The organism is Cetobacterium sp. 2G large, assembly GCF_014250655.1.
Classification (GTDB): Bacteria; Fusobacteriota; Fusobacteriia; order Fusobacteriales; family Fusobacteriaceae; genus Cetobacterium_A; species Cetobacterium_A somerae.
The window spans coordinates 1-15,463 of record NZ_JACHTH010000008.1 but is presented as its reverse complement, the minus strand read 5'-3'; the positions used below and the strand labels follow the sequence as shown (position 1 = coordinate 15,463).

Here is a 15,463-nt window from a genome sequence, read left to right as displayed (position 1 = left end):
ATAGTCGTGACTTTGTCACTTCTTGGATCATTTGAAAACTATATAGTAGTATATTAAGGTTAAAACTTCGATATATTAGTATTGGTCAGCTAAAAGTCTCACAACTCTTACACCCCCAACCTATCAACCTCCTAGTCTCGAAGGTATCTTAAAGAGTACTTATCTTGAAGTCAGTTTCCCGCTTAGATGCTTTCAGCGGTTATCTGTTCCAAACGTGACTACCCAGCTGTGCCACTGGCGTGACAACTGGTACATCAGAGGTTTGTCCATCCCGGTCCTCTCGTACTAAGGACAGATCTTCTCAATACTCTAACGCCTACAGTGGATAGGGACCGAACTGTCTCACGACGTTCTGAACCCAGCTCACGTACCGCTTTAATGGGCGAACAGCCCAACCCTTGGGACCTTCTCCAGCCCCAGGATGCGATGAGCCGACATCGAGGTGCCAAACTCTACCGTCGATATGGACTCTCGGGTAGAATCAGCCTGTTATCCCCAGGGTAGCTTTTATCCGTTGAGCGACGACCCTTCCATTCGGAATCGCCGGATCACTATGTCCTGCTTTCGCACCTGCTCGACCCGTCAGTCTCGCAGTTAAGCTCTCTTATGCCATTGCACTCTGCGGTTGATTTCCATCCAACCTGAGAGAACCTTTGAACGCCTCCGTTACTCTTTCGGAGGCGACCGCCCCAGTCAAACTGCCCACCTAGCACTGTCTTCGAGGGTACAAACCTCAAATTAGAATTCCGACATAGTATGGTTGGTATTCCACCAGTGACTCCGCGTAATCTAGCGACCACGCATCATAGTCTCCCAACTATCCTATACATACGATGCCAAAACCCAATACCAAGCTACAGTAAAGCTCCATGGGGTCTTTCCGTCCTACTGCAGGTAACCGGTATCTTCACCGGTAATACAATTTCACCAGGCCTCCCGTCAAGACAGCTCTCAGATCGTTACACCATTCGTGCAGGTCGGAACTTACCCGACAAGGAATTTCGCTACCTTAGGACCGTTATAGTTACGGCCGCCGTTCACCGGGGCTTCAATTCGGAGCTCTCACTCCTCCTCTTAACCTTCCGGCACTGGGCAGGTGTCAGCCCATATACGTCGCCTTACAGCTTAGCATAGACCTGTGTTTTTGTTAAACAGTCGCCTGAGACTCTTCACTGCGGCCTCTCATAGCTTTGCGTCGCGTGTACGCTCACCATAAAAGGCACCCCTTCTCCCGAAGTTACGGGGCTATTTTGCAGAGTTCCTTAACGAGAGTTAGCCTGTCCGCCTTAGATTTCTCATCCTGACCACCTGTGTCGGTTTGGGGTACGGGCACTAATATCTTTATAACGCTTAGAAGCTTTTCTCGGCAGTGTGGTATTTGCACCTTCCATCTTACGACTCCTCATCACACCTCACGTTTAGTCTAGCGGATTTTCCTACTAGACCACGCTACATGCTTGAACTGGCACTTCCGTTCGCCAGCGTGCATAACCTCCTGCGTCCCTCCATCACTTGATATCAGTGGCACAGAAATATTAATCTGTTTTCCATTCGCCTACGCAATCTAGCCTCGGCTTAGGACCCGGCTTACCCAGGGGAGACAAACTTTACCCTGGAACCCTTGGTCTTCCGGCGTGGGGGATTCTCGCCCCCATTCTCGCTACTTATTCCTGCATTCTCACTTCTGATACCTCCAGAGTCTCTTGTCGATTCTCCTTCAACGGCCTACAGAACGCTCTCCTACCAGTCGCTTACGCAACTCCACAGCTTCGGTTTATAACTTAGCCCCGTTACATTGTCGGCGCAGAGACTCTCGACCAGTGAGCTATTACGCACTCTTTAAAGGTATGGCTGCTTCTAAGCCAACCTCCTGGTTGTTTGTGAATCTCCACCTCCTTTCCCACTTAGTTATAATTAGGGACCTTAGCTGGTGGTCTGGGTTGTTTCCCTTTTGACCATGGAAGTTAATTCCCATAGTCTCACTCCTGAGCTCTAGAATTATGGTATTCGGAGTTTGATTGACTTCGGTAAGCAGTATGCCCCCTAGGTCATTCAGTGCTCTACCCCCATAATTGAACACTCAAGGCTGCACCTAAATGCATTTCGGAGAGAACGAGCTATCTCCTGGTTCGATTGGCTTTTCACCCCTAAACCTACCTCATCTCCCAACTTTTCAACGGCGGTGAGTTCGGGCCTCCACTGTGTCTTACCACAGCTTCACCCTGGACAGGCTTAGATCACCAGGTTTCGCGTCTACGCCCAGCGACTATGTCGCCCTATTCAGACTCGGTTTCCCTTCGGCTCCGTTAAACTTAACCTTGCCACTGAACGTAACTCGCAGGATCATTCTCCAAAAGGCACGCCATCACCCCAAAGGGCTCTGACCGCTTGTAAGCACACGATTTCAGGTTCTATTTCACTCCCCTCCCGGGGTTCTTTTCACCTTTCCCTCACGGTACTATGCGCTATCGGTAAGTAAGAGTATTTAGCCTTACGAGATATGGTCCTCGCAGATTCACACAGAATTCCTCGTGTTCCGTGCTACTTGGGAGAGATCATACATTTGATACGGTTTACCTGTACGAGGCTTTCACTCTCTACGGCAGGCCTTTCCAGACCTTTCCAGTTCGGCGTATCATAATGTCGAATACCTTGCAGTTCTTCAGACGATCTTCCCGCTACCCCGTAGATGCAACGGCTGCATCCTTGGCACATCTACGGTTTGGGCTCACCCCCGTTCGCTCGCCGCTACTTAGGGGATCGTTTTTACTTTCTTTTCCTCGGGTTACTTAGATGTTTCAGTTCACCCGGTTCCCTCTTTCGTGCTAAGACTCCATCTTAGCAGATTTCTCCATTCGGAAATCTTGGCATCACAGTTCGATTGCAACTCCACCAAGCTTATCGCAGCTTACCACGTCCTTCATCGGCTCTTACTTCCTAGGCATCCTTCGTGTGCCCTTAATATTTTAACCTTGTAATATAATTCATATTATTTAGACAGACTAACTACTCAATTTAAGATTGACTTAAAAATGAATTGTTAGTTAATTTAGAATATTTTCTCAATATCTACTATATAGTTTCCAATGTCCAAGTTTGATAATGTATTTAATGGTGCGTTTGAGTGGACTCGAACCACCGACCTCACGCTTATCAGGCGTGTGCTCTAACCACCTGAGCTACAAACGCATAAGAACACTATCAATCGAATAGAGAAAAAGTTAGTCTCCTTAGAAAGGAGGTGATCCATCCGCACGTTCCCGTACGGATACCTTGTTACGACTTCACCCCAATCGCTAATCACACCTTAGGAACATCCCTCCTTACGGTTAGGCCTGCTACTTCAGGTGCAACCAACTCTCGTGGTGTGACGGGCGGTGTGTACAAGACCCGAGAACGTATTCACCGCAACATGCTGATTTGCGATTACTAGCGATTCCAACTTCATGTACTCGAGTTGCAGAGTACAATCCGAACTAAGAACAGCTTTAAGAGATTAGCTCACCCTCGCGGGTTGGCAACTCTCTGTACTGCCCATTGTAGCACGTGTGTAGCCCAGCGTATAAGGGGCATGATGACTTGACGTCATCCCCACCTTCCTCCTGCTCATCGCAGGCAGTATCGCATGAGTGCTCAACTTAATGGTAGCAACATACAATAGGGGTTGCGCTCGTTGCGGGACTTAACCCAACATCTCACGACACGAGCTGACGACAGCCATGCACCACCTGTCACTAAGTTCCGGCAAGCCGGCACGAATCCATCTCTGGAAACTTCTTAGGATGTCAAACGCTGGTAAGGTTTCTCGCGTTGCGTCGAATTAAACCACATGCTCCACCGCTTGTGCGGGTCCCCGTCAATTCCTTTGAGTTTCACACTTGCGTGCGTACTCCCCAGGCGGATCACTTATCGCGTTAGCTTGGGCGCTGAGGTTCGACCCCCAACACCTAGTGATCATCGTTTACGGCGTGGACTACCAGGGTATCTAATCCTGTTTGCTCCCCACGCTTTCGCGCTTTAGCGTCAGTATCTGTCCAGTGAGCTGACTTCTCCATCGGCATTCCTACAAATATCTACGAATTTCACCTCTACACTTGTAGTTCCGCCCACCTCTCCAGTACTCTAGAAAAACAGTTTCCAACGCAATACGGAGTTGAGCCCCGCATTTTAACATCAGACTTATTTTTCCGCCTAGACGCGCTTTACGCCCAATAAATCCGGATAACGCTTGCGACATACGTATTACCGCGGCTGCTGGCACGTATTTAGCCGTCGCTTCTTCTGTTGGTACCGTCACTTTCTTCTTCCCAACTGAAAGCACTTTACAATCCGAAGACCTTCATCGTGCACACAGAATTGCTGGATCAGGCTTGTGGCCCATTGTCCAATATTCCCCACTGCTGCCTCCCGTAGGAGTAAGGGCCGTGTCTCAGTCCCCTTGTGGCCGTTCACCCTCTCAGGCCGGCTATCCATCGTCGCCTTGGTGGGCCGTTACCCCACCAACTAGCTAATGGAACGCAAGGCTCTCTCTTGGCGCATATAGCTTTCATAAGTTTCCCATGCGAGAATCTCATAATATCCGGTATTAGCTGTCGTTTCCAACAGTTGTCCCAGACCAAGAGGCAAGTTCCTTACGCGTTACTCACCCGTCCGCCATCCTCAATACCCGAAGGTAAATCGAATCGACTTGCATGTGTTAAGCATTCTGTCAGCGTTCATCCTGAGCCAGGATCAAACTCTTCATTCAAATATATTTAAAGTCCTAAGACTTACGTTTACACCATTTATTGGTTTGCCATTTCTGGCATTTTGTTATTTTCATAACTTCTGACTATTTTCTCTATTCGGTTGTTAATGTCCTTATCTTTTAACTTTCGTCTGCGGTGTTTCCCGCTGACAAAAATAATAGTACCATAATTTTTAAACTTCGTCAACTACTTTTTTTATTTTTTTAAATTTTTTTTCATTTTTTTTATTAGACATAAAAAAAAGATAGAAAGTTTTAGATTTTCTATCTTTAAATTTTTTTCATTTTATTTTCTTAAATCATCAACAAGTTTTGTTTTTTCACTTGTCTTCTCATCTTTTAATTTTATAATTTTAGCAGGATTTCCTGCTACTACTGCACCTTCAGGAACGTCTTGTAATACAATAGCTCCTGCCGCTACCACTGCACCTTTTCCAACTCTTACACCCTCTATAACAACTGCATTAGCACCTATCATAACATCATCTTCTATCACAACTGGTTGAGCTGATGGCGGTTCTATTACTCCAGCTAAAACTGTTCCAGCACCTATATGACATCTTTTTCCTACAATAGCTCTTCCACCTAACACCACGTTCATGTCTATCATAGTTCCTTCTCCAATTTCTGCTCCTATATTTATTACAGCACCCATCATTATAACAGCATTGTCACCTATTTTTACTTTATCTCTTATTATAGCACCTGGTTCAATTCTTGCATTTATATTTTTAGTATCAAGAAGTGGAACACCAGAATTTCTAGCAATATTTTCTACAAAATAGTTTATTATACTTTTTTTATTTTTTTCTATTACTTCTTCAATATCTTTCCAATCTCCGATTAAAATACTTCCCTCTTCACCTTTAAAAACAAAAATATTTTCATTTTTAAAATCTACAATTCCATTTATATAAGCTTTAGTTAAAGTTTTCTTTTGTGAATTTTTTATAAAATTTATTAACTCTTCAGCTGTTTCTAGTCTCACTTTATACCACTCTCCTAATTAAAGATATCTTTCATTGTATACAATCTAGGTTGCTTACCTATAATAAAATCAGCACATTTCAACGCACCAACTGCAAATATTTTTTTCGATAAAGCCTTGTGAGATATCTCTATAATCTCATCTTCTCCTGCAAAAATGACTGTATGTTCTCCTACAATCGTTCCACCTCTTATTGCATGAATTCCAATCTCTTTCTTTTCTCTTTTAGCCATCCCTTCTCTTCCATAAACAACATTGTATTTCTCGTGCAAAGATTTTTGGATTGTTTCTAAAAGAGTAATCGCAGTTCCACTAGGTGAATCTATTTTCTTATTATGATGTTTTTCAATTATTTCTATATCAAAATTTTCTTCTAACTTTGGAACTAATTTTTCCAATACACTATTTATAGCATTTATACCTAAAGAAGTATTCGAGGATAATAATATCGGTATTTTCTTCGAAGCTTCTACAATTTTTTCTAAAGTTTCACCACTATAACCTGTTGTTGCTATTACTAAAGGATAATTTCTCTCTACACATCTATCTAATAAATCATTTAATTTACTAAAATGTGAAAAATCTACAACAACATCTATTTTTTCATTTATATTTATTTCTTCAATCCTATCTACAAAAGCGACTATTTTATCATCACCAATATCTCGAATAGTTTTTCCCATTGTTCCCGTTCCATGCATAGCTATTCTCAAACTACTTCACCTACTTCTTCTAATTCTTTTTTTAATATAGCTATATTTTTCTCTTCCATATCACCTAAAGGTAAACGACATTTTCCAACACCTTTTCCTAAAATATTCATTGCTTCTTTTACTGGAATAGGATTAACTTCTAAAAATAGAGATTTAACCAATCCATTATATTTTAATTGTAGTCTTTGAGCTTCTTTTACATCACCATTAAAAAAATTTTCAACCATATTATGAACTACCTTAGGCTCTATATTAGCTAAAACCGAGACTGTTCCAACAGCACCTATTGACATCAAAGGAATAGTTATATCATCATTTCCTGAATATAACGCTAACTCTGGAACTAATCTTGCAACTTCACACGCATAAGATATATCTCCACTAGCTTCTTTTAAAGCTACTATATTTTTATGTTTAGCTAATTTTTTCAACAAATTAATCGATAAATTAACTCCTGTTCTTCCAGGAACGTTATATAACATTATAGGAAGATTCACAAACTCAGCTATAGAAACAAAATGTTTATATATTCCATCTTCATTTCCTTTATTATAATAAGGAGTTACTAACAATAATCCATCAACACCTAACTTTTCATACTTTTTAGACATTTCAATTGCTTGGATTGTATTGTTACTACCTGCTCCAACTATTATAGGTAGTCTCTTTTTATTTACTTCTAGTACAGTTTCTACAATTTTAACTTTTTCATCATCCGTAAGTGTACTTGCTTCCCCTGTTGTTCCTAAAATTATAAGAGCATCTGTATTATTTTCACAATGATATTCTACTAATTCTGATACTTTTAAATAATTCACACTCATATCTTCGTTAAATGGTGTAATTAGTGCTACTCCTGATCCTTTAAAACATTGGCTACCCTCCATTACTAAGTTGTGATTAAATAGCTTTATCCACTATCTTCCTTTTATCTTATCTTCTATAGATAAAAATTTCAATTCATTTTTTATTTTTTCTATTTATTCGACTATATAAGTTCCTTTTTCACTTCCTAAACTTTCACCTACAAAAATTGGTACTTTATATTTTTTCCCTATTACTACTGCCTTTGTTTCCATTACTTTAGCTCCATTTTTTGACATTTTTTCCATATCATCGTAAGATATTTTTTCAATTTTAGTAGCTAAATTATTTTTTCTTGGATCATCTGTATAAACTCCATCTACATCTGTATAAATTCTACATTCACAACCTAAAACTCCAGCTAAAGCTACCGCTGTTGTATCTGAACCACCTCTTCCTAAAGTTGTTATATCTCCACTGTCATTAATTCCTTGAAATCCAGCTACTATAACTACTTTCTGTTCTTTCAATTGTTTTTCTAAAAAATTTTTATCTATACTTATAATCTCACTATTTCCATATTCTCCAACTGTTCTTAGTCCTATTTGATATCCTGTATAAGATGTAGCATCACACCCTATAGAGTTTAAAGCTATTGATAATAATGCTGCACTTTGTTGTTCACCTGTACTTATTAGCATAATCTATCTCTCTTTTATTAGGAGTTCTAGCTAAAGAATAAGCTTTTTTTAATAATTCGTCTGTTGTTTTTCCCATTGCTGAAACTACTATAATTATTTCATCAATTTTTTCTTTTAATTCTTTTATATAATCAGCTATTTTAGATATTTTTTCTAAAGTCGCTACTGAACTTCCACCATACTTCAATACTACTCTCATATAAAATTCACCTCTTACTTTATTTTCTATATTTTACTTCTTTTAAATATGATTTTTAATTTATCAATTTTTTATTTTTTTTTGTTCATTATTTTTATAAATATATTATATTTTTTAATAATCTATATTTTAATAAAAGTTCATAATATTATGAATTTTTATTTTTTATATTTGTTTTTATAAAAAAATAGATACTATCATTAATTAATTATTTATACAGGAGGTAACTATGAATTTCTTATTAAACGAAGTTATAATTATAACTTCGTTTAATAAGAAATTCATAGTTACCTCCTGTATAAATAATTAATTAATGATAGTATTATTTTTTTATAAAAACAAATATAAAAAATAAAAATTCATAATATATGAACTTTTATTAAAATATAGATTATTAAAAAATATAATATATTTATAAAAATAATGAACAAAAAAAATAAAAAATTGATAAATTAAAAATCATATTTAAAAGAAGTAAAATATAGAAAATAAAGTAAGAGGTGAATTTATATGAGAGTAGTATTGAAGTATGGTGGAAGTTCAGTAGCGACTTTAGAAAAAATATCTAAAATAGCTGATTATATAAAAGAATTAAAAGAAAAAAATTGATGAAATAATTATAGTAGTTTCAGCAATGGGAAAAACAACAGACGAATTATTAAAAAAAGCTTATTCTTTAGCTAGAACTCCTAATAAAAGAGAGATAGATATGCTAATAAGTACAGGTGAACAACAAAGTGCAGCATTATTATCAATAGCTTTAAACTCTATAGGGTGTGATGCTACATCTTATACAGGATATCAAATAGGACTAAGAACAGTTGGAGAATATGGAAATAGTGAGATTATAAGTATAGATAAAAATTTTTTAGAAAAACAATTGAAAGAACAGAAAGTAGTTATAGTAGCTGGATTTCAAGGAATTAATGACAGTGGAGATATAACAACTTTAGGAAGAGGTGGTTCAGATACAACAGCGGTAGCTTTAGCTGGAGTTTTAGGTTGTGAATGTAGAATTTATACAGATGTAGATGGAGTTTATACAGATGATCCAAGAAAAAATAATTTAGCTACTAAAATTGAAAAAATATCTTACGATGATATGGAAAAAATGTCAAAAAAATGGAGCTAAAGTAATGGAAACAAAGGCAGTAGTAATAGGGAAAAAATATAAAGTACCAATTTTTGTAGGTGAAAGTTTAGGAAGTGAAAAAGGAACTTATATAGTCGAATAAATAGAAAAAATAAAAAATGAATTGAAATTTTTATCTATAGAAGATAAGATAAAAGGAAGATAGTGGATAAAGCTATTTAATCACAACTTAGTAATGGAGGGTAGCCAATGTTTAAAGGATCAGGAGTAGCACTAATTACACCATTTAACGAAGATATGAGTGTGAATTATTTAAAAGTATCAGAATTAGTAGAATATCATTGTGAAAATAATACAGATGCTCTTATAATTTTAGGAACAACAGGGGAAGCAAGTACACTTACGGATGATGAAAAAGTTAAAATTGTAGAAACTGTACTAGAAGTAAATAAAAAGAGACTACCTATAATAGTTGGAGCAGGTAGTAACAATACAATCCAAGCAATTGAAATGTCTAAAAAGTATGAAAAGTTAGGTGTTGATGGATTATTGTTAGTAACTCCTTATTATAATAAAGGAAATGAAGATGGAATATATAAACATTTTGTTTCTATAGCTGAGTTTGTGAATCTTCCTATAATGTTATATAACGTTCCTGGAAGAACAGGAGTTAATTTATCGATTAATTTGTTGAAAAAATTAGCTAAACATAAAAATATAGTAGCTTTAAAAGAAGCTAGTGGAGATATATCTTATGCGTGTGAAGTTGCAAGATTAGTTCCAGAGTTAGCGTTATATTCAGGAAATGATGATATAACTATTCCTTTGATGTCAATAGGTGCTGTTGGAACAGTCTCGGTTTTAGCTAATATAGAGCCTAAGGTAGTTCATAATATGGTTGAAAATTTTTTTAATGGTGATGTAAAAGAAGCTCAAAGACTACAATTAAAATATAATGGATTGGTTAAATCTCTATTTTTAGAAGTTAATCCTATTCCAGTAAAAGAAGCAATGAATATTTTAGGAAAAGGTGTTGGAAAATGTCGTTTACCTTTAGGTGATATGGAAGAGAAAAATATAGCTATATTAAAAAAAGAATTAGAAGAAGTAGGTGAAGTAGTTTGAGAATAGCTATGCATGGAACGGGAACAATGGGAAAAACTATTCGAGATATTGGTGATGATAAAATAGTCGCTTTTGTAGATAGGATTGAAGAAATAAATATAAATGAAAAAATAGATGTTGTTGTAGATTTTTCACATTTTAGTAAATTAAATGATTTATTAGATAGATGTGTAGAGAGAAATTATCCTTTAGTAATAGCAACAACAGGTTATAGTGGTGAAACTTTAGAAAAAATTGTAGAAGCTTCGAAGAAAATACCGATATTATTATCCTCGAATACTTCTTTAGGTATAAATGCTATAAATAGTGTATTGGAAAAATTAGTTCCAAAGTTAGAAGAAAATTTTGATATAGAAATAATTGAAAAACATCATAATAAGAAAATAGATTCACCTAGTGGAACTGCGATTACTCTTTTAGAAACAATCCAAAAATCTTTGCACGAGAAATACAATGTTGTTTATGGAAGAGAAGGGATGGCTAAAAGAGAAAAGAAAGAGATTGGAATTCATGCAATAAGAGGTGGAACGATTGTAGGAGAACATACAGTCATTTTTGCAGGAGAAGATGAGATTATAGAGATATCTCACAAGGCTTTATCGAAAAAAATATTTGCAGTTGGTGCGTTGAAATGTGCTGATTTTATTATAGGTAAGCAACCTAGATTGTATACAATGAAAGATATCTTTAATTAGGAGAGTGGTATAAAGTGAGACTAGAAACAGCTGAAGAGTTAATAAATTTTATAAAAAATTCACAAAAGAAAACTTTAACTAAAGCTTATATAAATGGAATTGTAGATTTTAAAAATGAAAATATTTTTGTTTTTAAAGGTGAAGAGGGAAGTATTTTAATCGGAGATTGGAAAGATATTGAAGAAGTAATAGAAAAAAATAAAAAAAGTATAATAAACTATTTTGTAGAAAATATTGCTAGAAATTCTGGTGTTCCACTTCTTGATACTAAAAATATAAATGCAAGAATTGAACCAGGTGCTATAATAAGAGATAAAGTAAAAATAGGTGACAATGCTGTTATAATGATGGGTGCTGTAATAAATATAGGAGCAGAAATTGGAGAAGGAACTATGATAGACATGAACGTGGTGTTAGGTGGAAGAGCTATTGTAGGAAAAAGATGTCATATAGGTGCTGGAACAGTTTTAGCTGGAGTAATAGAACCGCCATCAGCTCAACCAGTTGTGATAGAAGATGATGTTATGATAGGTGCTAATGCAGTTGTTATAGAGGGTGTAAGAGTTGGAAAAGGTGCAGTGGTAGCGGCAGGAGCTATTGTATTACAAGACGTTCCTGAAGGTGCAGTAGTAGCAGGAAATCCTGCTAAAATTATAAAATTAAAAGATGAGAAGACAAGTGAAAAAACAAAACTTGTTGATGATTTAAGAAAATAAAATGAAAAAAAATTTAAAGATAGAAAATCTAAAACTTTCTATCTTTTTTTTATGTCTAATAAAAAAAATGAAAAAAAATTTAAAAAAATAAAAAAAGTAGTTGACGAAGTTTAAAAATTATGGTACTATTATTTTTGTCAGCGGGAAACACCGCAGACGAAAGTTAAAAGATAAGGACATTAACAACCGAATAGAGAAAATAGTCAGAAGTTATGAAAATAACAAAATGCCAGAAATGGCAAACCAATAAATGGTGTAAACGTAAGTCTTAGGACTTTAAATATATTTGAATGAAGAGTTTGATCCTGGCTCAGGATGAACGCTGACAGAATGCTTAACACATGCAAGTCGATTCGATTTACCTTCGGGTATTGAGGATGGCGGACGGGTGAGTAACGCGTAAGGAACTTGCCTCTTGGTCTGGGACAACTGTTGGAAACGACAGCTAATACCGGATATTATGAGATTCTCGCATGGGAAACTTATGAAAGCTATATGCGCCAAGAGAGAGCCTTGCGTTCCATTAGCTAGTTGGTGGGGGTAACGGCCCCACCAAAGGCGACGATGGATAGCCGGCCTGAGAGGGTGAACGGCCACAAGGGACTGAGACACGGCCCTTACTCCTACGGGAGGCAGCAGTGGGGAATATTGGACAATGGGCCACAAGCCTGATCCAGCAATTCTGTGTGCACCGATGAAGGTCTTCGGATTGTAAAGTGCTTTCAGTTGGGAAGAAGAAAAGTGACGGTACCAACAGAAGAAGCGACGGCTAAATACGTGCCAGCAGCCGCGGTAATACGTATGGTCGCAGCGTTATCCGGATTATATTGGCGTAAAGCGCGTCTAGGCGGAAAATAAAGTCTGATGTTAAAATGCGGGGCTCAACTCCGTATTGCGTTGGAAACTGTTTTTCTAGAGTACTGGAGAGGTGGGCGGAACTACAAGTGTAGAGGTGAAATTCGTAGATATTTGTAGGAATGCCGATGGAGAAGTCAGCTCACTGGACAGATACTGACGCTAAAGCGCGAAAGCGTGGGGAGCAAACAGGATTAGATACCCTGGTAGTCCACGCCGTAAACGATGATCACTAGGTGTTGGGGGTCGAACCTCAGCGCCCAAGCTAACGCGATAAGTGATCCGCCTGGGGAGTACGCACGCAAGTGTGAAACTCAAAGGAATTGACGGGGACCCGCACAAGCGGTGGAGCATGTGGTTTAATTCGACGCAACGCGAGAAACCTTACCAGCGTTTGACATCCTAAGAAGTTTCCAGAGATGGATTCGTGCCGGCTTGCCGGAACTTAGTGACAGGTGGTGCATGGCTGTCGTCAGCTCGTGTCGTGAGATGTTGGGTTAAGTCCCGCAACGAGCGCAACCCCTATTGTATGTTGCTACCATTAAGTTGAGCACTCATGCGATACTGCCTGCGATGAGCAGGAGGAAGGTGGGGATGACGTCAAGTCATCATGCCCCTTATACGCTGGGCTACACACGTGCTACAATGGGCAGTACAGAGAGTTGCCAACCCGCGAGGGTGAGCTAATCTCTTAAAGCTGTTCTTAGTTCGGATTGTACTCTGCAACTCGAGTACATGAAGTTGGAATCGCTAGTAATCGCAAATCAGCATGTTGCGGTGAATACGTTCTCGGGTCTTGTACACACCGCCCGTCACACCACGAGAGTTGGTTGCACCTGAAGTAGCAGGCCTAACCGTAAGGAGGGATGTTCCTAAGGTGTGATTAGCGATTGGGGTGAAGTCGTAACAAGGTATCCGTACGGGAACGTGCGGATGGATCACCTCCTTTCTAAGGAGACTAACTTTTTCTCTATTCGATTGATACTGTTCTTTGTAAGTATGGGGATATAGCTCAGTTGGGAGAGCGACGCACTTGCACTGCGTAGGTCAGCGGTTCGACTCCGCTTATCTCCACCAAAACATTATCAAACTTGGACATTGGAAACTATATAGTAGATATTGAGAAAATATTCTAAATTAACTAACAATTCATTTTTAAGTCAATCTTAAATTGAGTAGTTAGTCTGTCTAAATAATATGAATTATATTACAAGGTTAAAATATTAAGGGCACACGAAGGATGCCTAGGAAGTAAGAGCCGATGAAGGACGTGGTAAGCTGCGATAAGCTTGGTGGAGTTGCAATCGAACTATGATGCCAAGATTTCCGAATGGAGAAATCTGCTAAGATGGAGTCTTAGCACGAAAGAGGGAACCGGGTGAACTGAAACATCTAAGTAACCCGAGGAAAAGAAAGTAAAAACGATCCCCTAAGTAGCGGCGAGCGAACGGGGGTGAGCCCAAACCGTAGATGTGCCAAGGATGCAGCCGTTGCATCTACGGGGTAGCGGGAAGATCGTCTGAAGAACTGCAAGGTATTCGACATTATGATACGCCGAACTGGAAAGGTCTGGAAAGGCCTGCCGTAGAGAGTGAAAGCCTCGTACAGGTAAACCGTATCAAATGTATGATCTCTCCCAAGTAGCACGGAACACGAGGAATTCTGTGTGAATCTGCGAGGACCATATCTCGTAAGGCTAAATACTCTTACTTACCGATAGCGCATAGTACCGTGAGGGAAAGGTGAAAAGAACCCCGGGAGGGGAGTGAAATAGAACCTGAAATCGTGTGCTTACAAGCGGTCAGAGCCCTTTGGGGTGATGGCGTGCCTTTTGGAGAATGATCCTGCGAGTTACGTTCAGTGGCAAGGTTAAGTTTAACGGAGCCGAAGGGAAACCGAGTCTGAATAGGGCGACATAGTCGCTGGGCGTAGACGCGAAACCTGGTGATCTAAGCCTGTCCAGGGTGAAGCTGTGGTAAGACACAGTGGAGGCCCGAACTCACCGCCGTTGAAAAGTTGGGAGATGAGGTAGGTTTAGGGGTGAAAAGCCAATCGAACCAGGAGATAGCTCGTTCTCTCCGAAATGCATTTAGGTGCAGCCTTGAGTGTTCAATTATGGGGGTAGAGCACTGAATGACCTAGGGGGCATACTGCTTACCGAAGTCAATCAAACTCCGAATACCATAATTCTAGAGCTCAGGAGTGAGACTATGGGAATTAACTTCCATGGTCAAAAGGGAAACAACCCAGACCACCAGCTAAGGTCCCTAATTATAACTAAGTGGGAAAGGAGGTGGAGATTCACAAACAACCAGGAGGTTGGCTTAGAAGCAGCCATACCTTTAAAGAGTGCGTAATAGCTCACTGGTCGAGAGTCTCTGCGCCGACAATGTAACGGGGCTAAGTTATAAACCGAAGCTGTGGAGTTGCGTAAGCGACTGGTAGGAGAGCGTTCTGTAGGCCGTTGAAGGAGAATCGACAAGAGACTCTGGAGGTATCAGAAGTGAGAATGCAGGAATAAGTAGCGAGAATGGGGGCGAGAATCCCCCACGCCGGAAGACCAAGGGTTCCAGGGTAAAGTTTGTCTCCCCTGGGTAAGCCGGGTCCTAAGCCGAGGCTAGATTGCGTAGGCGAATGGAAAACAGATTAATATTTCTGTGCCACTGATATCAAGTGATGGAGGGACGCAGGAGGTTATGCACGCTGGCGAACGGAAGTGCCAGTTCAAGCATGTAGCGTGGTCTAGTAGGAAAATCCGCTAGACTAAACGTGAGGTGTGATGAGGAGTCGTAAGATGGAAGGTGCAAATACCACACTGCCGAGAAAA

The 15,463-nt window shown here is 39.1% G+C and carries 9 protein-coding genes, 2 tRNA genes and 4 rRNA genes; 7 read left to right on the top strand and 8 right to left on the bottom strand.

The genetic code is table 11. The features are described 5' to 3' along the window. Window positions 1-55 precede the first annotated feature (55 nt). The 8 genes from H5J23_RS13855 to H5J23_RS14260 form a co-directional block, all read right to left on the bottom strand. Window positions 56-2,972 (bottom strand): 23S ribosomal RNA (locus H5J23_RS13855). A 140-nt stretch (window positions 2,973-3,112) separates the two neighbouring features. Further along, window positions 3,113-3,189: transfer RNA gene (locus H5J23_RS13850), tRNA-Ile, on the bottom strand. A gap of 45 nt (window positions 3,190-3,234) precedes the next feature. Continuing rightward, window positions 3,235-4,747, bottom strand: a 16S ribosomal RNA gene (locus H5J23_RS13845). Window positions 4,748-5,033: 286 nt separating this feature from the next. Continuing rightward, window positions 5,034-5,735, bottom strand: coding sequence for a 2,3,4,5-tetrahydropyridine-2,6-dicarboxylate N-acetyltransferase (dapD, locus tag H5J23_RS13840; RefSeq protein ID WP_185890944.1), 702 nt, complete (start codon window positions 5,733-5,735; stop codon window positions 5,034-5,036). A 14-nt stretch (window positions 5,736-5,749) separates the two neighbouring features. After that, window positions 5,750-6,448, bottom strand: a complete 699-nt coding sequence (dapB, locus tag H5J23_RS13835) for a 4-hydroxy-tetrahydrodipicolinate reductase (protein ID WP_185890942.1) — start codon at window positions 6,446-6,448, stop codon at window positions 5,750-5,752. Continuing rightward, window positions 6,445-7,335 (bottom strand): 4-hydroxy-tetrahydrodipicolinate synthase, encoded by an 891-nt coding sequence (gene dapA / locus H5J23_RS13830; protein WP_185892863.1) that lies wholly within the window; start codon window positions 7,333-7,335, stop codon window positions 6,445-6,447. Before dapA (H5J23_RS13830) ends, dapB (H5J23_RS13835) begins: the two co-directional genes overlap by 4 nt. A 93-nt stretch (window positions 7,336-7,428) precedes the next feature. After that, entirely contained in the window at window positions 7,429-7,953 is a 525-nt protein-coding gene (locus H5J23_RS13825; protein ID WP_255494448.1) for a hypothetical protein, read from the bottom strand. Beyond that, window positions 7,934-8,152 (bottom strand): hypothetical protein, encoded by a 219-nt coding sequence (locus tag H5J23_RS14260; RefSeq protein WP_255494447.1) that lies wholly within the window; start codon window positions 8,150-8,152, stop codon window positions 7,934-7,936. Before H5J23_RS14260 ends, H5J23_RS13825 begins: the two co-directional genes overlap by 20 nt. Before the next feature lie 634 nt (window positions 8,153-8,786). Between H5J23_RS14260 and H5J23_RS13820 the strand changes: the two genes are divergently transcribed. The 7 genes from H5J23_RS13820 to H5J23_RS13790 form a co-directional block, all read left to right on the top strand. Then, window positions 8,787-9,284 (top strand): hypothetical protein, encoded by a 498-nt coding sequence (locus tag H5J23_RS13820; RefSeq protein ID WP_255494446.1) that lies wholly within the window; start codon window positions 8,787-8,789, stop codon window positions 9,282-9,284. Window positions 9,285-9,494: 210 nt separating this feature from the next. Continuing rightward, on the top strand, window positions 9,495-10,370 hold the full coding sequence (gene dapA / locus H5J23_RS13815; protein WP_023052075.1) for a 4-hydroxy-tetrahydrodipicolinate synthase: 876 nt from the start codon (window positions 9,495-9,497) through the stop codon (window positions 10,368-10,370). Beyond that, the gene (gene dapB / locus H5J23_RS13810; RefSeq protein WP_185890942.1) at window positions 10,367-11,065 is read left to right on the top strand and encodes a 4-hydroxy-tetrahydrodipicolinate reductase; all 699 of its coding nucleotides are present in this window, start codon (window positions 10,367-10,369) and stop codon (window positions 11,063-11,065) included. Before dapA (H5J23_RS13815) ends, dapB (H5J23_RS13810) begins: the two co-directional genes overlap by 4 nt. Window positions 11,066-11,079: 14 nt before the next feature. Beyond that, on the top strand, window positions 11,080-11,781 hold the full coding sequence (gene dapD / locus H5J23_RS13805) for a 2,3,4,5-tetrahydropyridine-2,6-dicarboxylate N-acetyltransferase (protein ID WP_185890944.1): 702 nt from the start codon (window positions 11,080-11,082) through the stop codon (window positions 11,779-11,781). Window positions 11,782-12,068: 287 nt separating this feature from the next. Next, window positions 12,069-13,585, top strand: a 16S ribosomal RNA gene (locus H5J23_RS13800). Window positions 13,586-13,637: 52 nt separating this feature from the next. After that, a tRNA-Ala gene (locus H5J23_RS13795) sits at window positions 13,638-13,713 on the top strand. Window positions 13,714-13,849: 136 nt separating this feature from the next. Next, a 23S ribosomal RNA gene (locus H5J23_RS13790) occupies window positions 13,850-15,463 on the top strand; the annotation flags it as partial.